Annotated in this window: 21 protein-coding genes; 13 read left to right on the top strand and 8 right to left on the bottom strand. The window is 56.7% G+C overall.

All coding sequences use genetic code 11. The features are described 5' to 3' along the window. The first annotated feature begins 103 nt into the window (after positions 1 to 103). Entirely contained in the window at positions 104 to 919 is an 816-nt protein-coding gene (locus tag J7E24_RS02405; RefSeq protein ID WP_215134751.1) for an ABC transporter substrate-binding protein, read from the top strand. Between the two features lie 33 nt (positions 920 to 952). Here J7E24_RS02405 and J7E24_RS02410 read toward each other — a convergent pair whose 3' ends face one another. Then, entirely contained in the window at positions 953 to 2,155 is a 1,203-nt protein-coding gene (locus tag J7E24_RS02410; RefSeq protein WP_317195609.1) for a 3-phosphoshikimate 1-carboxyvinyltransferase, read from the bottom strand. Between the two features lie 122 nt (positions 2,156 to 2,277). Beyond that, positions 2,278 to 3,324, bottom strand: a complete 1,047-nt coding sequence (aroB, locus tag J7E24_RS02415) for a 3-dehydroquinate synthase (RefSeq protein WP_215134753.1) — start codon at positions 3,322 to 3,324, stop codon at positions 2,278 to 2,280. Between the two features lie 305 nt (positions 3,325 to 3,629). On the opposite strand from aroB, the gene J7E24_RS02420 reads away from it, so the two are divergent. The 7 genes from J7E24_RS02420 (at position 3,630) to lysS (ending at position 12,391) form a co-directional block, all read left to right on the top strand. Continuing rightward, positions 3,630 to 3,902: a hypothetical protein gene (locus J7E24_RS02420; RefSeq protein WP_215134755.1), complete on the top strand. Its 273-nt coding sequence runs from the start codon at positions 3,630 to 3,632 to the stop codon at positions 3,900 to 3,902. Positions 3,903 to 4,157: 255 nt separating this feature from the next. Continuing rightward, positions 4,158 to 5,345: a proline dehydrogenase family protein gene (locus tag J7E24_RS02425; protein WP_215134757.1), complete on the top strand. Its 1,188-nt coding sequence runs from the start codon at positions 4,158 to 4,160 to the stop codon at positions 5,343 to 5,345. A gap of 110 nt (positions 5,346 to 5,455) precedes the next feature. Then, complete coding sequence (locus J7E24_RS02430; RefSeq protein ID WP_215134760.1) at positions 5,456 to 5,836, top strand: hypothetical protein; 381 nt, start codon at positions 5,456 to 5,458, stop codon at positions 5,834 to 5,836. A gap of 182 nt (positions 5,837 to 6,018) precedes the next feature. Next, complete coding sequence (locus J7E24_RS17815) at positions 6,019 to 6,813, top strand: hypothetical protein (protein WP_317195610.1); 795 nt, start codon at positions 6,019 to 6,021, stop codon at positions 6,811 to 6,813. Positions 6,814 to 7,129: 316 nt separating this feature from the next. Then, positions 7,130 to 9,277 carry a carboxy terminal-processing peptidase gene (locus tag J7E24_RS02440; protein ID WP_215134762.1) on the top strand — a complete coding sequence of 716 codons (2,148 nt, stop codon included), beginning with the start codon at positions 7,130 to 7,132 and terminating at the stop codon, positions 9,275 to 9,277. 237 nt (positions 9,278 to 9,514) lie between these two features. Beyond that, a complete protein-coding gene (locus J7E24_RS02445; RefSeq protein ID WP_251046979.1) occupies positions 9,515 to 10,555 on the top strand; it encodes a hypothetical protein in 1,041 nt (346 codons plus the stop codon). A gap of 279 nt (positions 10,556 to 10,834) precedes the next feature. Further along, a complete protein-coding gene (gene lysS / locus J7E24_RS02450) occupies positions 10,835 to 12,391 on the top strand; it encodes a lysine--tRNA ligase (RefSeq protein WP_215134764.1) in 1,557 nt (518 codons plus the stop codon). A gap of 324 nt (positions 12,392 to 12,715) precedes the next feature. On the opposite strand, the gene J7E24_RS02455 is transcribed toward lysS, so the two are convergent. Both J7E24_RS02455 and J7E24_RS02460 read right to left on the bottom strand, forming a co-directional pair. Next, positions 12,716 to 13,012 carry a YtxH domain-containing protein gene (locus tag J7E24_RS02455; RefSeq protein ID WP_215134766.1) on the bottom strand — a complete coding sequence of 99 codons (297 nt, stop codon included), beginning with the start codon at positions 13,010 to 13,012 and terminating at the stop codon, positions 12,716 to 12,718. Between the two features lie 139 nt (positions 13,013 to 13,151). Further along, the gene (locus tag J7E24_RS02460) at positions 13,152 to 13,586 is read right to left on the bottom strand and encodes a CsbD family protein (RefSeq protein WP_215134768.1); all 435 of its coding nucleotides are present in this window, start codon (positions 13,584 to 13,586) and stop codon (positions 13,152 to 13,154) included. 211 nt (positions 13,587 to 13,797) lie between these two features. Here J7E24_RS02460 and J7E24_RS02465 point away from each other — a divergent pair, with 211 nt between their 5' ends. Both J7E24_RS02465 and J7E24_RS02470 read left to right on the top strand, forming a co-directional pair. Beyond that, on the top strand, positions 13,798 to 14,046 hold the full coding sequence (locus J7E24_RS02465) for a Kazal-type serine protease inhibitor domain-containing protein (RefSeq protein WP_215134770.1): 249 nt from the start codon (positions 13,798 to 13,800) through the stop codon (positions 14,044 to 14,046). 19 nt (positions 14,047 to 14,065) lie between these two features. Further along, on the top strand, positions 14,066 to 14,437 hold the full coding sequence (locus tag J7E24_RS02470; protein ID WP_215134772.1) for a cupin domain-containing protein: 372 nt from the start codon (positions 14,066 to 14,068) through the stop codon (positions 14,435 to 14,437). Between the two features lie 12 nt (positions 14,438 to 14,449). Here J7E24_RS02470 and J7E24_RS02475 read toward each other — a convergent pair whose 3' ends face one another. The 3 genes from J7E24_RS02475 to J7E24_RS02485 are packed head-to-tail and all read right to left on the bottom strand — an operon-like array spanning position 14,450 to position 17,120. Continuing rightward, positions 14,450 to 15,220: a LytR/AlgR family response regulator transcription factor gene (locus J7E24_RS02475; protein WP_215134774.1), complete on the bottom strand. Its 771-nt coding sequence runs from the start codon at positions 15,218 to 15,220 to the stop codon at positions 14,450 to 14,452. 35 nt (positions 15,221 to 15,255) lie between these two features. After that, a complete protein-coding gene (locus tag J7E24_RS02480; RefSeq protein ID WP_215134776.1) occupies positions 15,256 to 16,311 on the bottom strand; it encodes a sensor histidine kinase in 1,056 nt (351 codons plus the stop codon). Between the two features lie 29 nt (positions 16,312 to 16,340). Then, complete coding sequence (locus tag J7E24_RS02485) at positions 16,341 to 17,120, bottom strand: hypothetical protein (protein WP_215134778.1); 780 nt, start codon at positions 17,118 to 17,120, stop codon at positions 16,341 to 16,343. 177 nt (positions 17,121 to 17,297) lie between these two features. Between J7E24_RS02485 and J7E24_RS02490 the strand changes: the two genes are divergently transcribed. After that, entirely contained in the window at positions 17,298 to 18,161 is an 864-nt protein-coding gene (locus J7E24_RS02490; protein WP_215134780.1) for a dienelactone hydrolase family protein, read from the top strand. 64 nt (positions 18,162 to 18,225) lie between these two features. Here the strand turns inward: J7E24_RS02490 and J7E24_RS02495 are convergent, their stop codons facing one another. Next, positions 18,226 to 18,996 (bottom strand): hypothetical protein, encoded by a 771-nt coding sequence (locus tag J7E24_RS02495; protein ID WP_215134782.1) that lies wholly within the window; start codon positions 18,994 to 18,996, stop codon positions 18,226 to 18,228. Positions 18,997 to 19,013: 17 nt separating this feature from the next. Between J7E24_RS02495 and J7E24_RS02500 the strand changes: the two genes are divergently transcribed. Together J7E24_RS02500 and J7E24_RS02505 are read left to right on the top strand one after the other, a co-directional pair. Further along, positions 19,014 to 19,235 (top strand): hypothetical protein, encoded by a 222-nt coding sequence (locus J7E24_RS02500; protein WP_215134784.1) that lies wholly within the window; start codon positions 19,014 to 19,016, stop codon positions 19,233 to 19,235. A 193-nt stretch (positions 19,236 to 19,428) separates the two neighbouring features. Then, positions 19,429 to 22,539 (top strand): SusC/RagA family TonB-linked outer membrane protein, encoded by a 3,111-nt coding sequence (locus J7E24_RS02505; RefSeq protein ID WP_215134786.1) that lies wholly within the window; start codon positions 19,429 to 19,431, stop codon positions 22,537 to 22,539. The last annotated feature ends 6 nt before the right edge of the window (positions 22,540 to 22,545 follow it).

Consider the following 22,545-nt stretch of genomic DNA (forward strand, 5'->3'; position numbering starts at 1 on the left):
AAGCCCCGCCCCTACACCGGTACAGTACAAGGAGCCGTCCGATGAGGGCGGCTCCTTTTGGTTAGACCGAACGCCTGGCTCTTCTATTCCCTATATCCGTCTTATGAACTTGCCGCCTGTTTTTCCGCCGCTAACCGTAACCGACCAGATGGGCCGGCAAGTAGCCGTGCCGTTTCCGCCGCGGCGCATTGTGTCGCTGGTACCTTCGCAAACCGAGCTGCTGTTTGATTTGGGCTTGGGCGAACGAGTGGTGGGCCTGACGAAGTTCTGCGTGCATCCAGCCGGCGCCCGGCAGGCGGCCACCACAATTGGGGGTACCAAGAACTTCGATTTCGAGAAGATTGACGAGTTGCAATCCGACCTCATCATCGGCAACAAAGAAGAGAACTACCAGGACGGCATCGAGCAGCTGGCGGCACGCTACCCGGTGTGGATGAGCGACATTTCGACGCTCGAAGAGGCGCTCGACATGATTCGGCGGGTGGGGCTGATAACCGGCCGCAAGGAAGCCGGCGACGCGCTGGCCACCGACATTGCCACTTCGTTTGCCACGCTGGCCCCGCCCGCTGCTGAGCCGATACCGGCCGCCTACTTCATCTGGCGTAAGCCCTATATGGTAGCGGCCGGTGGCACATTTATAGATGAGATGTTGGCCCGCGCCGGTTTCCGCAACGTATTTGGCCACCTGGGCCGCTACCCCGAAATCATACCCGAGCAGTTGCAAGCCGCCGCTCCCAGCCAGATTCTGCTTTCTTCGGAGCCCTACCCCTTCGCCGACAAGCATGTGGCCGAGTTCCAACGGCTTTGCCCCGCTGCCCATATCCGCATCGTCGATGGGGAGTTGTTCAGCTGGTACGGCAGCCGGTTGCGGTTATCGGCCGCCTATCTCAAATCATTGATTACTGCTGGTCAATCATAATGCATTAGTGCCGCCTGTTGGTGGCAACGGAGGTCAGTTGGCCAGGGTTGAAACATTGAAACCCACTTTCTCCAGTTCCTGCCAGAATTGCGGATAGGACTTGCGCACCACCTGCGGAGCCTCGCTGCGGATTTCGCCCAGCAAGGCCAGCGGCGCAAACGCCATGGCCATGCGGTGGTCGTGGTAGGTGGCTACTGTCTGGCCCGTTACTTTGAAGTTCTCCGAAGAAACCTCGAACCGGCCTTCCCCCGCATCCGTAAGCGCGCCGCCGAATTTCGCCAGCTCGGTTTGCAGGGCCGCAATGCGGTCGGTTTCCTTGATGCGCAGGCTTTCGAGGCCGGTAAAGATGGCCGGGATGCCCAGGGCCGCCACCACTACGGCTACGGTTTGGGCCAGGTCGGGGCAGTGGGCGAAATCCTGAGTGAGCTGGGCAGCGGGCTTGGTCTTGGTCAGGCGCAGGGTTTCATCGGCCAGAAACTCAGTGTGCACGCCCAGTTGGGCCATGATGCCGGCAATGGCTTGGTCGCCCTGCCAGGAGTAGCGGCGCAGGGTGGGCAGCGTCAGGTACGAGCCCTCGGGGGCCAGCGCCACCAACGCGTACCAGTAACTGGCCGCCGACCAGTCGCCTTCCACGGTGTAGTCGGTGGGCTGATACGCCTGGGGCCTGACCTCCAGTACCTCGCCCAAATCCCGGCACACGGCCCCGAAATGCTGCATCAGCGCCTGCGTCATCCGGATATAGGGGCGCGAGCCGACTTTGCCGGTCAGCCAGATACGTAGCCCGGCCGGCAGCGTGGGCGCAATCATCAGCAAGGCCGAAATGTACTGGCTGCTGATGTCGCCGCGCACCGTCAGCTCGATGGGTTCCGTTTCTTCGGCCGTGGCGGGCTGGGGCGTGCGGCCCAGCAGCCGCAGCGGCGGGTAGCCCTCCTGGCCCGCGTATTCGATTCGGGCACCCAGTTCGCGCAACGCATCCACTAGCACCGCAATGGGGCGCTCCTGCATGCGGGCCGTGCCGGTTAGCTCCGTCTGGCGGCCCGTCATGGCCAGGTAGGCCGTCAGGAAGCGCATGACGGTGCCGGCATCTTCGGCGTCGAATATCGGGGCCGCCGGGTCCTGTAACAGCCACTGCATTAGCTGGGTGTCGTTGGCGTCGGAGAGGTTGAGCAGTTGCCCGCCGCCGGCCAGCGCCCGGATGATGAGGGCTCGGTTGCTTTCGCTTTTAGAAGCCGGCACCTGCGCCGTGCCCCGCAGCGGGCCACCCGGCCAGGTAAGCGTGAGAAATGAGTTGATGAGGATAGTAGAATGCAGAACGAAACAATGCTTCGTCCCTGGTAAAAAAATACCCGGCGGGGCCGCTAGCCCGGCAGCCGGTGGTAATAGCGCAATGCTTCAGCCACTTCGGCCAGCGTTACCGGCTGGTCGTACACGCCGCGGCCGATGCTTTCGAGCAGCGTACAGTTGATGGTGGAACCGGAGTTTTTCTTGTCCTGCAGCGCGTACTCGGCAATGGCTTCGGTTTCGAGGAGCACAAACTGCACCTTCTCGAAGATGGAGAACAGGAAAGTCTCGATTTTGTCGAGCTCGGCCGCGCTTAGCATCCCCTTATGGTAGCTTAGCCAGGTTTCGCACACCATCCCGGCCGCCACGGCCTCGCCGTGCAGAATCTCGCGGCCCGGCTGCTGCAACAGGTAGCTTTCCAGCGCATGCCCCACAGTGTGGCCGAAGTTGAGAAGCTTGCGCAATCCGGTTTCCAGCGGGTCCTGCTCGACGATGCGCTGCTTAAGCGCCACCGATTCTTCGACCACCGGCGTCCAGTCATCGACCATTATCCCCACATTGCGGTTGCGGGCGAAGGCCTCGGCGTCGGCAATCAGCCAGTGCTTTACCACCTCGGCATAACCCGACTTGAGCTGGCGCGGGTCGAGGGTGCGCAAAAACCGCGGCTCGATGAATACGGCCGCTGCTGCCTGAAACACGCCCAGCTGATTTTTGAAGCCCATGAAATCGACGCCGGTTTTGCCGCCCACACTGGCATCTACCTGCGCCAGCAGCGTTGTAGGCACTTGCATGAAGCGGACCCCGCGCTTGTAAACCGCCGCCGCGAAGCCCCCCAAATCCGTCACCACGCCCCCACCCAGGTTCACAACTACGGTATAACGGTCGGCTCGTAGTTCCGTCAGCTCGGCCCACAGCAGCTGGCAGGTGTCAAGCGTTTTATACTCCTCACCGGCAGGCATTTCTACCAGCCGGTAGCTGGCCGGCAGATGTGGTTCCAATAGTGGCAGGCACTCCCGAACGGTATTCTCATCGGCCAAGACTACCACCTGGCTTACGGCCGGAGCATGCAGCAACTCAGCCAGCTTTGGCAGTGCTACAGGGCCTATTTCTATGGTCTGAATCATTTTTATATAACTTTTCGGTGTTTGTTCAAAATTATGATGATAATACAAACAATTAATGCTTATTTCGATGCAAATATTTTACGTGCGACAATATGCGTCCGCAACTTACATCCCATTTTATCATACGCGCACTGGTACGCCCTGCTTGCTGGCTGTTGGTAGTAGTCGGCAGCGGCCTGCTAGCCTCCTGCAGCCGGCAGGCGCTGCTTCCGGCCACTGAAGCTGGCCTGGTAGGAAACTGGGAGTGGCAGCAGACCAATAATGGAAGTCGTACGGCCCTCACGCCGGCCAATACTGGTCATCATATGAGCATTCGCTTCGACCGGCGGGGTCGGGCGCGCTTCTACCAGGATGATGTGTTGGTGAGTGCGGCCAACTTTACCGTACGTCGCGACGGGCTGCGTTGGTGGGGGCCAACGCGCTATATCATTACCTACCACGGGTATCAGCGCCGGCAGACGTACTCGTTAACCGGCAATCAGCTGCACTTACAGGACGTCATCAGTCAGCCGTCCACCCACCTGTTTCAACGAATCGATGGGGCTGTGACGAGGTCGGCGGTGCACCTGATTCGGTAAAGCCAAGCCAACGCAACTCCACTACTTTTGGCGCCGTGCCAGCAGGCACCTGGGCGGGCAAATTTTCTGCAGAAGGCTCCACCGTAGCTGGTAGAGCCTTTTCTGCATATGCGCCCATAGCTGCCCGGCCCACGGGGGTGCAACTCCGTAGCGACCTGATGCGAAGAAACTAGGTTGGCAGCTTATCTTTACTTATTCTTATTGCTACGTGGCCGTTTCGCGGCCGCTACCACCCGCTGCCACCCGCTGCTTTCTATGTCTCAACTACAGGCTCCCCCCATCTCCTTCGAGGATACGGCCGTCGCATTTGCGTCCCGCTCCAACAGCGAACTGCGTAAAATGTACGCGCTGTTTGCAGCCATGAACAACCCCACACTGGTGAAAACGGGTGGCGGGATGATGAAAATGGCGCTTAAGTGGCATCTGCCGGGCACCAAGTTTCTTATTAAAAAGTCTATTTTCGAGCACTTCTGCGGCGGCGAAACCATTCAGGAATGCTTGCCCGTGATTGACGAGTTGGGCCGCTACGACATTGGCACCATCCTCGATTACTCGGTAGAAGGCGAAGGCAACGACCAGAGCTTTGATGCCACGACCACCGAAATTCTGGCCACGCTCGATCTGGCGCATCGTTCCAAGCACATTCCCTTCTCAGTATTCAAAGTAACCGGGGTGGGCGAAGTGGCCATTCTGGAGAAAATACAGGCCGGTCAGAAACTGAGCATGGCCGAACAGGCCAGCTACGACAGAACAGCTCTACGGGTAAATGCCATCTGCGCCCGCGCCCATCAGTATGGCGTACGCGTGTTTATTGATGCCGAGGAAAGCTGGTTTCAGGATACAATCGACCAGTTGGCTTACCAGATGATGCGGCGCTACAACCACGAGTCTGCCATTGTTTGGAACACCTACCAGCTTTACCGCCACGACCGGCTGGATGCGCTCGAGGAAGCCACTGCTGAGGCCAAGGCCGGCCATTACCAGATTGGGGCTAAGCTGGTGCGCGGTGCCTACATGGAAAAGGAAACCCGCGTGGCCACGGCTCAGAGCCGCCCTACGCCCATCAACCCCAGCAAGCAAGCCACCGACGCACTCTACGATGAAGCCTTGGCTTTCTGCATCAGCCACATCGACCACATAAGCGTGTGCGCTGGCACGCACAATGAGGCCAGTTCGCTGCTACTTACCCAACTCATGCAGCAGCATAACCTGCGGCCCAACGATCCACGGGTGTGGTTTGCCCAGTTGTATGGCATGAGCGACAACCTAAGCTACAATTTGGCCAACGCGGGCTTCAACACAGCTAAGTATGTACCCTACGGCCCTGTAGAAGCAGTTATGCCCTACCTGCTGCGCCGCGCCGACGAAAACACCGCCATTGCGGGCCAGACCAGTCGCGAGTTTCGCCTGATTCAGAAAGAAATGCAGCGTCGCAAGCTGTAGTCGCACCACACGGTTGGGCCTACCGAAGCCAAACGGCATAGTTTTGGCTCCGGTAGGCCTTTTTCCCTTATAGGGCCTCGTATTTATTCACTCTCCCTCTTCTCCCGCCCATGATTGGCCGAGTACGCTCTCACCTCATCCGCTTCTCCCGCAACCAAATTGGCACCACCAGCTACCTGAACCTGATTCAGGAAGCTGAGTTAGGTCTTAATATGGAAATCACGCACGAGAAAGCCCGCCTTAACGAAATCCTGACGGACATTTCGGAGCAGGAGTTCCAAGCAGGCCGCCCGATGCTGAGCTGCTTGGTAAAGGTGAAGGGTTCGAAAGGCCAAGGTGACAACTTTTTCAAGATGTGTGAGCGACTGGGGTTAGGCGAATGGCGTACACTCAAGCAGGATGAAAACTTCCTGAAGGATCTGCGCCAGCAATGCCGTGCATTTTGGCAGGATGATGCCAATTTTGAAAAATTTGCGAAGGCGAAAAGCTAGGCTAAAAATTGGCTTATAGGAGATTTAAACCGGATTTGTTGAGAGTAAAAAGGTTGCGTATATCATTTTGGCGCAACTTCGTTTTGAGGGCTGCGTTAAAACCCTCGAAACCTCCGTTACTCTCTTCCTTTCCACTGGAGAACGGAAATCATTTATTTCCTTCATCTTAAATCTCCCATTCCATGAACAACGATTCGATCAACCCCACTAATTCAGGTACCGGTTCGGGTGCCAACTATGGTACTGGCAACACTGGCACGGGCTACGGCACGGGCAACAATACAAGCTCTAGCGGAAACATGGGCGACAACAACCCGCATCATGATTACAGCGCTACCCAGAAAGGTGCGGCTGCTGCTGGCTCGGTAGGCGCCACTGTAGGTGCGGGCATCGATGCTACCCAGAATGCTGCCGGCGACGCTGCTCGTGCTGTAACTGGCAACAACGAAACCTATGGCTCGGGCAACGCTTATACGGCCGGTTCGTTCCGCGACCGTGACAGCGCTGAGCGTGCTTACCAGTCACTCGCTTCGCGTGGCTACCACAAAGATGACGTGAACCTCGTAATGTCGGAGGATGCGCGTAAGCAGCACTTCGGCGACGATACTGTTGACACCGAGCTTGGCGACAAGGCTATGGAAGGTGCTGGCGTAGGTTCGGCCATTGGTGGTACTGCCGGTGCAATTATCGGTGCTATTGCCGCCATTGGCACTTCGGTAGCATTGCCCGGCCTGGGCCTTGTAATTGCCGGCCCAATTGCCGCTGCTCTGGCTGGTGCCGGTGCTGGTGGCCTGACGGGTGGCCTAGTAGGTGCCCTAGTAGGCTCGGGCATTCCAGAAGAGCATGCTGCTGAGTACGAAACTGACGTGAAGAACGGCAACATCGTGATGGGCGTACGTCCCCGCAACGAAGAAGATGCCCGCTACTTCGAAGAGGAGTTCCGTCGTCACAACGGCGACAAAGTACGTCGCTACTAAGCACATATGCCTTTGGCATAATTGAGTAAGTAAAAAGGTTCTTCCCTAGTAGGGAAGAACCTTTTTTTTGTGAGCTGGCCGCTAAAAAAATAACTTTAAATCTGTTTTGGGCTTCTATTTGCAGAGCTGTTATATTCACAGCCGGCAAGCGCCTACGTAAGCGTTCCGAGCATATACAGTCTTCCAACAGTTAGTTGATGTATAGCTTTAGGCACTTATTTCACTGCCCGACACGTTACCTTCTCGAATCCGCGTTCGGGCCCGCAGCCACCGATGGCTCAAGCTGCCTGTTTTTCATTTCCCCTACTTCTGCTCCATGCCTGCTCCCCGTATTAAAATAGGTCTTTACGTTTCGGTCCTGCTTGCCGTCTTCGTACTGGCTTCCTACAAGCTCTACCGGCGCAACGACACGCAGCCGCTTCAAAAAGATGAGGTGCTGATCAAAGCAATGGTACAGGGGCTCTCACAGGCTCACTACCAGCCCGAGCGCCTCGATGATGCTTTTTCAAAACGCGTGTTTGATTTATACCTCAAGCGCGTTGATGGTAGCAAGAAGTTTCTGCTGGCTACCGACGTGCAGCAGCTTCGGCAGTACCAGAACGACATCGACAACCAGATTATCCGCGGCACGCACGAGTACCTCGACCTGAGCACCAAGCTCATGGCCCAGCGTGTGAAGGATGTTCAGGGGATTTATCGTGATATTCTGGCCAAGCCCTTCGATTTTACGGTAGCTGAGACGTTTGAAACGGAGGCCGATAAAACGACTTTTGCAGCAACTCCGGTTGCCCAGCGCGAGGAGTGGCGCAAGTTTTTGAAGTATCAGACCATGGTGCGCCTATCCGAAATAATGGATGAGCAGGCTAAAAAGAAGGATAAGCCACTGGCTTCTGCCAACGCCAAGCCTTCGGAGGCTACGGTATCGAGCCCGGTGCTCAACGCCGAACAGATGGAGGCCGAAGCCCGGAAGCGCGTACTTAAGTACTTCAACGACTACTTCCACGACTTGGAGCAAACCGAAGCCGCCGACCGGCTGGCTATGTATGCCAACGTAATTGCCAACACCTACGACCCTCACACCGAATACTTCGCCCCACGCCAGAAAGACGACTTTGACATTGCCATGACCGGCCGTTTCGAGGGTATTGGGGCCACGCTGCAGGAGAAGGACGGCAATATTCGGGTAAACGACATCGTGCCCGGCTCGGCCTCGTACCGGCAGGGCGAGCTGAAAGCGGGCGACGTGATTCTGCGCGTGGCGCAGGGTGCCGACGAACCCGTATCGGTGGAAGGCTGGCGTCTGGACAAGGCCATTACCCTTATCCGGGGCCGCAAGAACACCGAAGTGCGCCTGACGGTGCGCAAGCCCGACAACAGCACCAAAATCATTCCCATCGTGCGCGATGTGGTAGTAATTGAGGAAACGTACGCGCAGTCGGCCACCATCAACGATAGTGGCAACAAGTTGGGCTACATCAAACTGCCTAACTTTTACGCCGACTTCAACGATAATGGCGGCCGTAGCTCGGCTGCCGATGTGAAGAAAGAATTGGAAAAGCTGAAGGCTGAAAACGTAAAAGGTATCGTGCTCGATCTGCGTTTCAACGGTGGTGGCTCCCTTCAGGACGCCGTGGAAATGGCTGGCCTGTTCATTGATAGTGGCCCGGTGGTGCAGGTGCGCGGCACCCAGGGCGCGGCTACCGTACTCAACGACCGCGACCCACGGGTGCAGTATAGTGGCCCGCTGATTGTGCTGGTGAACAAGTACAGCGCCTCGGCTTCCGAGATTCTGGCAGCCGCCATCCAGGACTACAAGCGTGGCGTGGTGATGGGCTCGGCCAGCACGTATGGCAAAGGCACAGTACAGCGCATTATTGATCTGGATGATGCCCTGCCTGCCGAATTCAACAGCATCAAGCCTTTTGGCTCACTTAAGCTTACCATTCAGAAGTTTTACCGCATCAACGGTGGCTCGACACAGTTCAAAGGCGTAGTGCCCGATATCATCCTCCCCGATGCGTATAGCTACCTCGACCAGGGTGAGAAGAGCCAGGAGTACGCGCTGAAATGGGACGAAATTTCGCCTGCCCGCTACCGCGCCTGGGCCGGCAATCCGCCTATCGAAAAGCTACGGCAGGCCAGCTTGGCCCGTGTGAACAACAACGCCAGTTTCAAGCAGCTCTCCGAAATGGTGCAGCGCATGGTGAAGCGTAAGGATGACACCAAAGTATCGTTGCAGCTGGCCAGCTACCGGAGCGAGCAGCAGCTGGCCAAAGTGGAGGCTGACAAGTATGAGGCAATCCAGAATGCAGCTCAGCCCATGACGATTGCTCCCTTGGCATTCGACCTGCGCCAGATTGGTGCCGACACGGTGAAGGTGAACCGCGCCTCGCGTTTTGTGAAGCCGCTTACCAAGGACATTACCCTACGCGAAGCCGTAGCTGTGCTTCACGACGAGATTTAAGCTACCAGACCCCACGTTACCCAATAAGTAAGCCTCCCGGACTATGGTTCGGGAGGCTTTTTTATCGACCAAGCAATACGCCCACTTTCCTTAGTAAACGTACTTGAATAAAATACTGCCCTATACATAGATCATACCTACACAATTCACTGACTAACAGAATTTTACTAACATAAATTGATTGTCAATATTTTTAGCAAATAAGAACTTATATTTGCGTCTGATGGTTTACTAATCATGACGACGACAGACATGGAAACTCCGATTATCCCCCTCGTAACCGAGGACCAGAAGCAAGCCGAGGAAACCTGGCGCAAATCGATTCCGGCCCAGGTGTTTCTCAATTACTTCTTCGCCATCAACTACCACATTCAGGAGGCCGACAACGCCCAGAGTGGCCTGCGTCACCTCCCCTACTTCCGGGCGCACCAGGCCGAGCTGAGCGAGGACGACGTGCAGACCGTAACCAAGATGCTGCACGCCTGCTGGAGCACCGAGTACGCTTTGCGGGCCACTGCTGAGCTGGGCGACGAAGACTATCTGCGCAACGCCCTTCACTGGACCTTCCCGCAGGCTTATCATACCATTATGGCTGGTCTGCAGGCCTTCCTGTATACAACCGGCGTGCGCGGCAACAACCCTGCACTGGTGCGCCGCGAGGTGGGTCGGTTGGTGGTACGCAATGCTTACCCGCGCCCTATCTCGTTTTATGCCGCCGGCGCCTACGGCGACTTCAGCATCCACCGGTTGCCGCTGGCCGGCTACAAGGCGGGCCTGCAGATTGCGGGCAAGGAAATCGATGCGCAGGCCCAGATTGGCCAGTTCCTGCGTACTACCCGCACCATCAAGGCCAAGGCTACCCGCCAGCAGGTGCAGGCCAACCCCAACACGGCGTTGCGCAGCCAGAAAACCGGCAAGGTGCTCGACAAGTGGACGCCTTCGCACTGGCAGCAAATTACCTGGCGGCTGGGCTACACCACCCTCTTCGACCTGCTGGGCCGCCTGCGCATTTCGCAGACCAGCCGCGAGATTGAGCGTTTCGTGGAGGCCGACATCGATTTCAGCCTCTTCCATCAGTCGCTGCTCGACATTGTGAGCTACCTCAATGGCCTGCACGAAACCTACGTAGCGAAGGCCCTGGGCCTGGAGCGCTACGAGCAGCTGGTGGCCGAGCTGCCCCGGCACCTGCAGAACTCATTTGTGGAGGAACGCCTGCGCACCCGCGTAGCTCCGCAGCTCACCGACGACGAGACGCCGGTACTGCGCATGGCCGCATAGATTCCTGAGCTATTAACTTATAGCTGACAGCTGTTCGCTTTTCCTCCGGCTTAGCGCTCATCATTACATCGTCCTTGCCCTACTCCATATATACCAAAGCGCCGGCCCCTTGGGTCGGCGCTTTTTGCGTTTACTACCTGCTTAATTAGCCCAAAAGCTAACAGCTATTAGCTATTAGCTAATAGCCTAAACCAGCAGTTAGGTTAGGCGAACAGGCTGCGCTATTTTTGCTGCTTGACTTCGCTCCGCCCTTCGCGGGGCCGCTACTCCCCTTGCCCTATGCAGCACCTCAGCGAACAGGAGATTATCCGGCGCAATAAACTAACGGAGCTCCAGCAGCTCGGCATCGAGCCCTACCCTTCGGAGCTGTTCGATGTGAACTTCTACGCCCAGGAAATTCTCGATAACTACCACGTCGAACTCAACAACTTTCAGGAAGTGCGCCTGGCGGGCCGCCTCATGTCGGTGCGGGTGAAGGGTAAAGCTTCGTTTGCCGAGCTACAGGACGCTTCGGGTCGGATTCAGCTCTACATCAACCGCGACGAAATCTGCCCCGGTGAAGACAAGGAGCTGTATAATACGGTGTTCAAAAAGCTGCTCGATTTGGGCGACTTTATCGGCGTAACCGGTCGGGTGTTCAAAACGATGGTGGGCGCAACGTCCATTCACGTAACCGGCCTGACGGTGCTCAGCAAGGCTCTGCGCCCGCTACCCGTTGTAAAGGAGCGTGTTGATGAGGTCACAGGCGAGAAAATCACCTACGACGCTTTCACCGACCCCGAGCAGCGCTACCGCCAGCGCTACGTGGACTTGGTGGTGAATCCGCATGTGCGCGAGGCCTTTATCAAGCGCACCCAGCTGGTGCAGGCCATGCGCAACTACCTCAACGACAAGGGGTATCTGGAGGTAGAAACCCCGATTCTGCAGCCCCTGTACGGTGGCGCGGCGGCCCGGCCGTTCAAAACGCACCACAACACGCTGGATATGACGCTGTATCTGCGCATTGCCAACGAGTTGTACCTGAAGCGCCTGATTGTGGGCGGCTTTGATGGTGTGTACGAGTTCAGCAAGGACTTCCGCAACGAGGGCATGAGCCGATTCCACAACCCCGAGTTCACCCAGATGGAGCTGTACGTAGCCTACAAAGACTACTACTGGATGATGGACCTGGTGGAGGAAATGGTGGAGCGCGTGGCCATGGCGCTGCACGGCAAAACCGAGGTGCAGGTGGGCAACAACCTCATCAACTTCCAGCGCCCCTGGAAGCGCTACACCATGGCCGAATCCATCGAGCACTTCACCGGCTTCAACATCGAAGGCAAAAGCGAAGACGAGTTGCGCGCTGCCGCCAAAGACCTGAAAGTAGGCCTCGACCCGAGCATGGGCAAGGCCAAAATCATCGACGAGATTTTCGGTGAGCACGTTGAGCCCAAGCTGATTCAGCCCACGTTTATCACCGATTACCCGGTGGAAATGTCGCCGCTGGCCAAGAAGCACCGGAGCAAGCCGGGACTGGTAGAGCGGTTCGAGGCCATCTGCAACGGCAAGGAAATCTGCAACGCCTTCTCCGAGCTCAACGACCCCATCGACCAGCGCGCCCGTTTCGAGGAGCAGCTGGAGCTGGGCAAGCGCGGCGACACGGAGGCCATGGTGCTCGACGAGGACTTCCTGCGGGCCTTGGAATATGGCATGCCGCCCACGGCCGGCCTGGGTATCGGCATCGACCGCCTGAGTATGATCATGACCAACTCGAACTCCATTCAGGATGTGCTCTTCTTCCCACAGATGAAGCCAGAGTACACAAAGTCGGAAAACGCCCCGCACCCCGAGCAGTAAGTGGTAAACGAGCGAGTAGGGCAAGCTGTATAGCCTGCCCTATTCGCTCGTTCTATGCCATGCCTATAAAAGCAGAAAGCCTCCCGTCAATAAGGACGAGAGGCTTTCTTTATGTACAAGCCGTCTACCATTTAAGGCAGGGCCGCAACAGAAGTGTGCGATGGGCAACGATTAATTTTACTGTCAGGCTATTTAACCAGGTTCTGACAGAAGCTTAACGGCCGGCAATTTTACTGTAACGGCTTCTCTACCTCTCTTTCAGGCAGCTTGTACAGTAGTTTACGGCAAGGGGGCGCGCAAGGTTACAGCCAGCGCAAAAATAATTTATATACCCGCACCAAGTCCGCTGGGCTGATTCATGGAATTGAGCAGGTCGTCGGCAGCCGTACGGTCGGCCGCTTGTTGTCCGGAATTGGCGGGAGCCTTCGCGATGAACGAATCCATGCGGGCCTTGCCTTCTTTGAACAGCTTCGCTAGGTCTTGATTAAGCTTCCCGGCCGACTCCTTAATATCGGCGCGGGCTTCGTCGCCGGTTTCAGGGGCCAGCAACAGGCCGGCCACAACGCCGGCGGTAGCACCCGCCAGCAGCGAGAGTAGTACTTTGCCTTTTGTGTCTTGCATGGGTAGAGAGATATAATGGCACTTGGTGGTGGCCAGCATGGCCTACCTGCTTTTGTAAACGTAGCAATGGCAGGTGGGTTTACGCAAAAAGCCTCTGCCTTACAAAAAGACAGAGGCTTTTATTGTTATGAAGCTCGACTTACAAGTCGTTGAGCATCTTTACTACTTCGTTTTTGGCTTTGCCGAGCTTGGTCTGCAAGCGGCCCACCAGTTCGTCGCCTTTTCCTTCGGCGTAGGTCAGGTCCTCGTCGGTTAGCTGTGCATACTGCTGCTTCAGCTTGCCCTTCAGGTCGTCCCAGTTGCCTTTCAGCTTCAGGCTGCCACCGGCCCCGGTCAGGCCCATGTCTTCGAGTTTCTCGATATAGCCTTTGAACTTGATGTCGAGGTCTTCGCCGTACTTGGAGAGCTGGTCGCCGAGCTGGCCGCTGTATTTGGTAGCAGCACTGCCGAGCTTGTCGCGGGTAGCTTTGCCTTTATCAGGAGCCATCAGCAGGCCCGCAATGATACCGGCGCCAGCACCGGCAATAGCAGCGAGGAGAATTTTGCCCGAGTTGTCTTCTTCGTGGTACGACATATTGTGGAGAGAAAGGTTGGAAATAGAGATGCAGAAGGAAAGGAAACGAGGCGCATAACTGCTGCCCTGGCTTCCGGTTATGGCTCCCTATACGAAGCTGGGCGGGCGGGGTTATACGTAGGCCGAAAAATCGATTGACAAGATACCAAAGTAGCTATATTATCGTAGTAGCTCAATTACTGTCTCCAAACTCTCCCCTTATCTTCGCGCCATGCTTAGTCGATTATTTTACTGCCTGCTGTTGCTACCGGCCCTTGTGGCCTGCCAGCGCAACTCCACATCCACCACCGCCGATCCGCTCTGCATCGACCCGGCCAAAATCCGTCCCGACGCAGCGTGTACCATGCAGTACGACCCGGTGTGCGGCTGCGACGGCAAAACCTACGGCAACGCCTGCCAGGCCACCAACGCCGGTGTAACCAGCTCCACCCCTGGCCAGTGCCCCGATCGGGCCAACTAACCACTCTTTGCTTTATTTGATGTCTGAAAAACGCTATTTCCGCCAGCAGAATCCCTTTATAGTTCCCACCACCGATGGCAAGCTCATCGAGGAGCACATTGGCCAGGCTAGTACCGGCACTGGCCAGTACAGCGTGGCCCACATGGTGGCCCCGCCCCAGTGGAGCGAGCCGCACCAACGTCCCGAATTCGACGAGGTAACGATTGTCGTGCGTGGCCGCAAGCGGTTCGAGATTGACGGGGACGTGGTAGAGCTCGGTGCCGGCGAGTCGTTGCTGATCAAAGCGGGTGCGCGGGTGCGCTATTCCAACCCCTTCGATGCCGAGTGCGAATACTGGTCTATCTGCGTGCCCGCTTTCAGCCCGGCTACAGTTAACCGCGAGGAGGAATAAAACCGGCTGCCGTTACTTGAGGCCCACCCAGCGGCGCAGCTCGGGCGTGCGGTGGGTGCTGGCCGTGAGGGCCACCCCGGCGCTTTTCAGATGCACTACCAGCGTATCGTTGAAATAAGGTTCGAGCCGCTCGATGGCACCGAGCTGCACCATTTCGGTGCGGTTGAGCCGGAAAAACTGCGCCGGGTCGAGCTGGGCTTCGAGCTGGCTCAGGCTTTCGTTTAGCACAAAGCTTTTGCCCTGCGCATCGAAGGCGTGCGTTACGCCGTTGCGCAGCTGGAAGTAGTGCAGCCCGGCCACATCCAATAAGTACAGTCCCTGGCGGGTTTTGCTCACGAGCCGCTGCTTATAAGCCGGGGCTGCCACCGAGGCCGCCCCGCCTAGCGTAGCAGCCAGTTGCTGCAGCGCCGCCCCCTGAAACGACTGGCGCAGCCGTTCGAACTTCTGCATGGCGGCCGCAAACTGGGCGTACTGCACTGGCTTGAGCACGTAGGCAATGCCGTTTTGCTCGAAAGCCTGCACCAGAAACGAGTCGTAGGCCGTGATGAAGATGATCGGGCTGCTGACGGCCACCTGCCCAAACAGCTGAAACACATTGCCGTCAAGCAGCTCAATATCCGACAGAATAAGGTCGGGGGCCGGGTGCTGCCGCAGGAAGTCGGCGACCTCGCTCACCTGCTGGCACTCGCCCACGATGGTAGCCGCCGGGTTATAGCGCAGGGCAAAGCGACGGAGCTGGTCGAGGGCGGGTTCCTCGTCTTCGATGAGTAGCAGACGGAGCATAGGAAGTGGCAAGGTTTCAGGTTGAAAAGTGGCCTTTACGCCGGAGCCGGGGCCAGCTGGCTCAGCGGAAGTTCTACGCTAAACCATTCCACCGACTCCGCCACCCGCACCGGTACATCGTGCAATAGCGCTAGGCGGGCGCGCAGCCCAGCCAAGCCGCTGCCTTCGCCCGGCGCGGGCACCGGCCGGGGCTGGCGGGCGTTGCGCACTTCCAGGCTGGTAGCCTTTATAATTAGCTGCACGCGTAGGGGCCGGGCGCGGCTACCCAGGTTGTGCTTAAGGGCATTGGTGAGCAGCTCCTGCCCCACTCCGGGCGGAATCAGCAGGTTTTCCAGCTCGGCAGCAGACACCTGTATATCTTCCTCGAATACATACGCGGCCCCAAACCGGCGCTGCAGCAAAAACTGGTAGTCGCGAAGAAAGGCCAGTTCTTCAGTCAGGGGCACAGCATCGAGCTGGCGGGTGCGCACCAGGTAGCGGTAGAGGCTGGCCAGGTGCGTCACGTAGTCGTGGGCAGCTGTATTGGCCGGCTCGATGAGGGCAGCCAGAATGTTGAGGTTGTTGAACAGGAAGTGTGGATCGACGTGCTGCTGCAGGGCCCGCAGCCGGGCCTGGGTGGCCTCTTTTTCCAGCTGCTCCAGCTCCAGCCGCAGCCGGGCCGCGTGCTGCTGGTATAGAAACGGCAGGTAGATGCCACCTACCAGCAGGTAAAAAAACAGATCCAGAAACAGCCCCCGTCCCAGCCGGTACCAGTCCCACCCAAAGGGCCGGCCCGTCGGCATCCAGCTAAAGCCGAAACTGATTGCCAGGGTCAGGACCTGAATCAGCAGCGCATATAGCAACCCGCCGCCCAGCAGCAGCCGCACATAGTACCCGCCACCTTCCACTACCGCCTGCTGGCGCTGCCGGGCCCGCTGGTCGAGCTTATCGAGCAGATATACAATAAGCAGCGTTTGCAGAAACAGCCAGAAGGGCGCGTCGGGGTACAGGTGAAAGTCGGCGGCCTCGGTGGCCAGCGTTAGGCGCGTGAACAGCGCCAGCAGCGTAGCCAGCCCCAGCAGAAACCCGTAAAACCAGATGGACTTGCGCATAACCAGCCGAAAAGATACACCCCGCGCCGCTACTTACCCGCCACCTGCTGCTTTACTTCCTGGCCCTGCTCATCGAGAAAGCGTAGCACCGGCTGGTTGTTTTTATCAACCCCAATACTAAGGCGGGTGCGACCCTGGCTGTCCTTGAAGTCGAGCAGCGACTGGTCGGTGTTGGCCACCAGCATCAGGCGGGTTTCGCCGCGCTGGTCGGCCATTACCAGCGCCGACGAGCGGCCCATGGTGGTGCCCACAAACATACGGCGCTGCAGGCCCAGTTTGCCTTCGCGTTGCGCCTGCTTTTTCTCCTCGGGCGTGGCATCCTTGTACTTTGCCTCCGTCACCGCCATCGACTCCTCAGGGGCATCACTAAAGGTGAGGCCCGCCTGGTAGTTGCTGCCCTGCTGCTGGTAATTGAGGGCAATTACCTGATCCTGCCCGAACCGGTCGAACGATAGGTGGCCACCGGCCGATACTTTTCCGTCCTTGTCTTTCTTGCCGCCGAAGATGAGGCCGCCGCACTCCTCGCCCTTCTCATTATAGAAGAGCATGCCGGGGTTGGTACGAGCGTAGTCGATATGCTGCCCATCAATAGTAACGCCCTGCGGAAACCGCTCCTTGTTACTCATAATCATCTTCACGGTACCGTCGCGCTCCACCAGATTAATGCGTTCCACATTGATTTCGCCGAAGCGCACGGGCTTGTCGGGTTTGCCAAAGGCGCATAGCAGCGCTACCGCCGGCAGCAGGGTAGCGCCCAGGGCGTAGGCTTTCAGGAATTTCACGTCGCGGGCTAGTTTCTGAGTGTCCATGGTAGTAGGGCTTTGGGTTGATGATGAGCCAAAGGTGCAGGCCGGCAGGGTCGGAAGCAGGCCTTTTCGCGTGAGTGCCGGAAAAATCGGGCGAGTGCCGGAAAGCCGACCGTGAATAGTTGAAAGCTGCCCTCGAATTCGTTACTTTTCCTTTCCCATCTATCCCCACCCCAACTCATGGATCAACGTATCATCACGCTCTTCAACGAGTACACCCACGCCCCGCTCGGTCGCCGCGACTTCCTGGACCGGCTTCACAAGCTTGCCGGTAGCACGGCTCTGGCGGCCGCTGCGCTGGCCGTGCTGGAACCAGGCTACGCCAGCGCCGCCACGGCATCGGCCGCGGCCGCCGGCCTGCGCGAAGAAACCGTAAGCTGGCCAGGTGCTGCTGGCGTTACCATGAAGGGGTACCTAGTTCACCCCAAAGGCCGGAAAAAGCGCGGCGCTGTAGTCATCATCCACGAAAACCGGGGCCTTACGCCGCACATCAAGGATATAACCCGGCGCGTAGCTGAGGCAGGCTATCTGGCACTGGGCGTCGATGGACTTTCGGAATTCGGCGGCACCCCGGCCAACGAGGATGAAGGCCGCACCCTCATTGGCAAGCTCGATAAAGAGCAGACACTGGCTAACTACCTGGCCGCCCTGGCCTACCTACGCCAGCACCCCAACGGTAACGGCCGCACTGGCTGCGTGGGTTTCTGCTGGGGCGGAGCCCTAGCTAACCGCCTCGCCGTGCACGACACTCAGCTAAATGCGGCCGTGGCTTACTACGGCACGCAACCGCCCGCCGCAGAAGCCGCTGCTATAAAAGGACACCTGCTGCTACACTACGCCGGCCTCGACGAACGGGTTAATGCTGGCAAAGATGCCTGGCAGGCCGCATTGCAGGCGGCGGGCACCAAGTACGAGCAATTTGTATACGAGGGCGTAAACCACGCTTTCAACAACGATACCTCACCCGCCCGCTACAATGCCCAAGCGGCAGCCCAAGCTTGGGGCCGAACCTTGGCACTGTTCCAGAAGCAGCTCCGCGGGTAACCGATTGGCTGCAAGTATTTTGCTTCTTAAATTTTGATTAACAATTAGAAACGCGAGAACTACTCTACCCTACTATTTTAGTGGGCTGATAGCGAGCGATTTTACAGCTGATCCACCGCAGCAGGGCGTCTACCATCTGGGCCATGGGTTCGTGCGGGCTGGTGGCGGGGCGGGTGATTTGGCGCAAGATATTGAGGCCGTGGCGGCTTAGGCTGGTGGCATAGTAGCCATGGTTTTTGCGGGCAATCGGGGCGCATTTGACGTGGGCCACTGTGCCCACACTTAGGCACAAGGCATAGGCTAAGCTGACCAGGGCGACGAGCTTGCACAACTTGTGGCGACAACACAAATGACTGACCTCCAGGATAAAGCCCTGCCCTTTCAGGTTTTGGAAGCATTGCTCAATCGTCCACCGCCTAGCATAGAGCTGGTCCATGTAGGGCAGGCGCATGACAAAATTCAACCCGTTGTCTTTGAGCCATTTTAGCCACACGTGGCCCACAAACTCCCGGTCGCTCAGCACGAGCCCAATGCGGTGCTTACCCAGCACGTGCACGCAGGTTTGCAGCAAGGCAATGCGGTCGGCTGCACTGGAATTACCGATGCGATTGTCGAGCAACTCCCAGTACAAAGGCACCTGAAACGCGCCCTGGCCGACGGTAATGAGCAGGATATTGACCTGATACTGCCCAAAGGCCCACTCCATGCGGTCCAGCCGCCGTAGGCGCAGCTTGCCGGTGGCGGGCAACAGGCTCAGTAGCAAGTGCGCTAGCAGGCCATAATCGAGCGGCACCTCGCGGAAAAAGTCCTGAATGCGGGTCTCGTTGGAGGCCACTTTAATCTGGTCGTGAGGTGCTGGGCGACTTCGCCAAACTGCACGTTGCGGCTCTTAATGAGTCCGATAACGAACTGGGCAATAAACTTTTGGCGGGACAGATGGCGCACAATCGGCACCTGTTGCAAAAGGATCGTAAGTTTGGCCTTGAGGCGTTGCTTCACGGGGCGGAACGGCTGGATGAAGGTGTAGGAACCCCAAGGGTCGACCGCCCCGTTTTAGCCCTCAAAGTTTATTAGGGCAGAGTAGTCTTGCCCTCAAGGGCATAGCTTGAACTAGCGTACTTGAAAATTCAATACATGCCTAGCGGAAAAAATTGACAGATTTTGATGCCTTTTTAGCATTACTGCATAAATATGCCCATACTTGTACCTACTTTAGCAGTAAAGTATGAGGGATACACCCACGGTTTCTTTTCTAATAACACTTTTCATGAAAAAAATTTTTCTCACTGCATTACCGCTTGTAGCCCTGTCGGCTACGCAAGTAATGGCTCAGACTCGCACTGTTTCGGGTCGGGTAACTGACCGCTCAACTGGTGAAGGAATGCCCGGTGTAACTGTGCTGTTGAAAGGCAGCAACAACGGAGTCTCTACCAACTCGGATGGTAGTTATACACTTACCGTACCTGCTACGGGAGGAGTGCTAACATTCAGCTCTATTGGCTTCGTTTCAACTGAGAAGACCATTGGCACTGACAACCAGATTAACATTGGTCTGTCGGCAGATAGCAAGCAACTAAGCGAAGTGGTGGTAACCGGTTACGGTATTCGCCAGGAAGTAAAGGACCTGACCGGTTCGGTAGCTCAAGTACAAGAAAAGGCTTTACTGACGCAGCCAGTGCAAAGCTTTGAGCAGTCGCTGACTGGCCGCTTATCGGGGGTACAGGTAACGAACACGGGTGGTGCATTGGGTGACGCAACGTCGGTTCGTATCCGTGGCGCTAACTCGATTTCGGGCAGCTCACAGCCTCTGTACGTTATTGACGGTGTGCCCATTAGCGGGCGTGAGAATGCCAACGTATTCAATGGCGGTGACGGCACACGCTACAATCCGCTGGCTGATATTAACCCTAATGACATTGAATCGGTACAGGTGTTGAAGGATGCCTCAGCCGCTGCTATCTACGGTTCGCGGGCTGCTAACGGTGTAATCCTGATTACCACCAAGCGAGGCAAAAACGGCAAAAACCAGCTGTCGATTAACTCTTACGTAGGTATCTTCCAGGCTACTCGTCTGCCAGATCTACTAAACGGTGATGAATTCGCTGCCATTCAGAATGAGAAAGGTACCAACGCCGGCCGCACCACGCCATTAGCCAATGATATAGATGTCGACGGCGACGGTCAACCTGATCGTACCGACTGGCTGAAGGAAGTATTCCGCAATGGCTTCTCGCAGAACTACCAGCTGGCTCTTTCCGGTGGCAACGATAAAGCCACTTATTATGGTTCTGTTGACTATAGCGACCAGAAAGGCGTTGTTTCTCAGAATCGTCTTCGTCGGGCTTCGGCTCGCATGAACCTCGATGTAACTCCTAAAACGTGGTTGAAAGGTGGCGTTAGCTTGGGTTACTCGCAGGCTCTCAACAAAGGTGTGCTGACCGACCGTTATTTGGCTGGTGCCACAGTTTCGGGCTACAGCGCGCCGCCCAACGTACCAGTGTACAACCCTGATGGCACGTATTACCTGAACTCGCTGGGCAACCTGGGTGATGGTAGAAATGCCGGCACCAACTATCTCTTTGCCTTCTCAAACCCACGTGCCGTTCTCGATCTGCAGCGTAACGAAAACACGTCGCGTCGTCTGCTGGGCAACGGTTATCTGACGGTAACGCCCATCAAAGGGCTGAACTTGACAACCAAGTATGGCCTTGACTACCTAGACAACTTTGAGGACCAATATAGCGACGTGCGTTTGTCGGGCTTGGGTCGTTCCTTCGGTGGCTTGATTCAGAACAACCGCCTGGACAGCTACCAGTACAACTGGCAGAACTTTATTAACTACAACACGCTACTGGCTGGCAAGCATGAGGTAAGCGGCACTGTAGGTGTTGAATTCCAGAATTTCAACGAAACTCAGCTGTATGTGGGTGCAAGCCAACTAGCTGACCCAAAGTTCAATAAAATTTACGATGGCCTTTCTTCAGGTGACCCCTTCAATGGTGGTACGGAGTTCGGCCGTGGCTTCCGCTCGTATTACGGCAACGTAGCCTATTCGTTTGACAACCGCTATTATCTCACCTTCACTGCCCGGTCTGACGCTAGTTCGCAGTTTGGTGCCAACAACCAGTCAGGCTTCTTCCCTGGCGGTTCGATCGGCTGGCGCATTTCAGAAGAATCATTCATGCAGGGTCTTAAGCCTGTTTTGAGTGACCTTAAGCTACGCGCCAGCTACGGTAAAGTAGGTAACTCCAACGGTATTGGCTCGTACGCTTCCCGTACATTGGCCGGTGGTGGTCGTTACGTCGACCTAAACGGATTCGGCATCACCCAGCTCGGCAACGACGATCTGCGCTGGGAGTCTTCGAAGAAACTGGACATTGGTCTGGACGCCACACTGCTTTCAGACCGGATTACGGTTACTCTCGATTACTTCAACAACGACATTGATGGACTGTTGCTGAATGCGCCTACAGCCTTTACGTTGGGCGTACCCGGTAGCTCGGTGGCTCGTAATATTGGCCGGATGGTCAATAAGGGTTTCGAAGCCAATCTGGGAACAGTAAACGTAAATACTGAGGGCGGCTTCCGCTGGTCGTCGAACATCAACTTCACAACACTGAAGAACGAAGTGAAGGAGCTTAGCTCACCAACCGATATCAACTCGGGCGTAAACCGTGCCAGTATAGGCCGGCCATTGGGAGTATATCAGCTCATCCGTTGGGCCGGAGTAAACCCCGCTAATGGTAATGCTCAATTTTTAGACGCCGCAGGAACTGTTAAGCAGTATGATGCTGTTGCTCGTAAGTGGCTCACTGAGAGCGGTGATGCTACCTCAGCCATCACGCAGGCTGACGCCGTTTACACTGACCGCACGGGATACCCCACCTACTATGGTGGTTTTGACAACACTATCTCTTACAAAGGCATCGAGCTTGGCATCTTCCTGCAGTTCAGTGGTGGCAACAAAATCTACAACGGTACTCGCGCTAGCTTGCTGACCACCTCGTTCGCTAACAACTTGGATGAAATCAAGGACCGCTGGACGACTGCCGGCCAGAACACGGATATCCCAAAGCTGGTGCTACAGGATGCGGTGTCGACCCAAGCTTCGACCCGTTGGCTGGAGGATGGCGACTTCCTGCGTGTTCGCCAGATTAACTTGGGCTACAATCTTCCCGAGACTATGACGGAACGCTATGGCATTGGCCGGGCCCGGATTTATGCGCAGGTACAGAATGCCTTTGTATTTACCAAGTATAGTGTTGGTGACCCGGAGGTAAACTCCAACCGTAACAACACTAACATCGCTTACGGTATTGACAACCGTTCGGTACCCCAGACCCGAGCTTACACGCTTGGCCTAAACCTCAGCTTCTAGCCTTAA

It is taken from the genome of Hymenobacter sp. ISL-91, assembly GCF_018613725.1.
In the GTDB taxonomy this organism is placed as follows: domain Bacteria; phylum Bacteroidota; class Bacteroidia; order Cytophagales; family Hymenobacteraceae; genus Hymenobacter.

Bases quoted from the DNA above. Each gene is read 5' to 3' on its own strand.
- J7E24_RS02405 (WP_215134751.1), top strand. From the start codon at position 104: ATGAACTTGCCGCCTGTTTTTCCGCCGCTAACCGTAACCGACCAGATG.
- aroB (WP_215134753.1), bottom strand. From the start codon at position 3,324: ATGATTCAGACCATAGAAATAGGCCCTGTAGCACTGCCAAAGCTGGCT.
- J7E24_RS02420 (WP_215134755.1), top strand. From the start codon at position 3,630: ATGAGCATTCGCTTCGACCGGCGGGGTCGGGCGCGCTTCTACCAGGAT.
- J7E24_RS02425 (WP_215134757.1), top strand. From the start codon at position 4,158: ATGTCTCAACTACAGGCTCCCCCCATCTCCTTCGAGGATACGGCCGTC.
- J7E24_RS02430 (WP_215134760.1), top strand. From the start codon at position 5,456: ATGATTGGCCGAGTACGCTCTCACCTCATCCGCTTCTCCCGCAACCAA.
- J7E24_RS17815 (WP_317195610.1), top strand. From the start codon at position 6,019: ATGAACAACGATTCGATCAACCCCACTAATTCAGGTACCGGTTCGGGT.
- J7E24_RS02440 (WP_215134762.1), top strand. From the start codon at position 7,130: ATGCCTGCTCCCCGTATTAAAATAGGTCTTTACGTTTCGGTCCTGCTT.
- J7E24_RS02445 (WP_251046979.1), top strand. From the start codon at position 9,515: ATGACGACGACAGACATGGAAACTCCGATTATCCCCCTCGTAACCGAG.
- lysS (WP_215134764.1), top strand. From the start codon at position 10,835: ATGCAGCACCTCAGCGAACAGGAGATTATCCGGCGCAATAAACTAACG.
- J7E24_RS02455 (WP_215134766.1), bottom strand. From the start codon at position 13,012: ATGCAAGACACAAAAGGCAAAGTACTACTCTCGCTGCTGGCGGGTGCT.
- J7E24_RS02460 (WP_215134768.1), bottom strand. From the start codon at position 13,586: ATGTCGTACCACGAAGAAGACAACTCGGGCAAAATTCTCCTCGCTGCT.
- J7E24_RS02465 (WP_215134770.1), top strand. From the start codon at position 13,798: ATGCTTAGTCGATTATTTTACTGCCTGCTGTTGCTACCGGCCCTTGTG.
- J7E24_RS02470 (WP_215134772.1), top strand. From the start codon at position 14,066: ATGTCTGAAAAACGCTATTTCCGCCAGCAGAATCCCTTTATAGTTCCC.
- J7E24_RS02475 (WP_215134774.1), bottom strand. From the start codon at position 15,220: ATGCTCCGTCTGCTACTCATCGAAGACGAGGAACCCGCCCTCGACCAG.
- J7E24_RS02480 (WP_215134776.1), bottom strand. From the start codon at position 16,311: ATGCGCAAGTCCATCTGGTTTTACGGGTTTCTGCTGGGGCTGGCTACG.
- J7E24_RS02485 (WP_215134778.1), bottom strand. From the start codon at position 17,120: ATGGACACTCAGAAACTAGCCCGCGACGTGAAATTCCTGAAAGCCTAC.
- J7E24_RS02490 (WP_215134780.1), top strand. From the start codon at position 17,298: ATGGATCAACGTATCATCACGCTCTTCAACGAGTACACCCACGCCCCG.
- J7E24_RS02505 (WP_215134786.1), top strand. From the start codon at position 19,429: ATGAAAAAAATTTTTCTCACTGCATTACCGCTTGTAGCCCTGTCGGCT.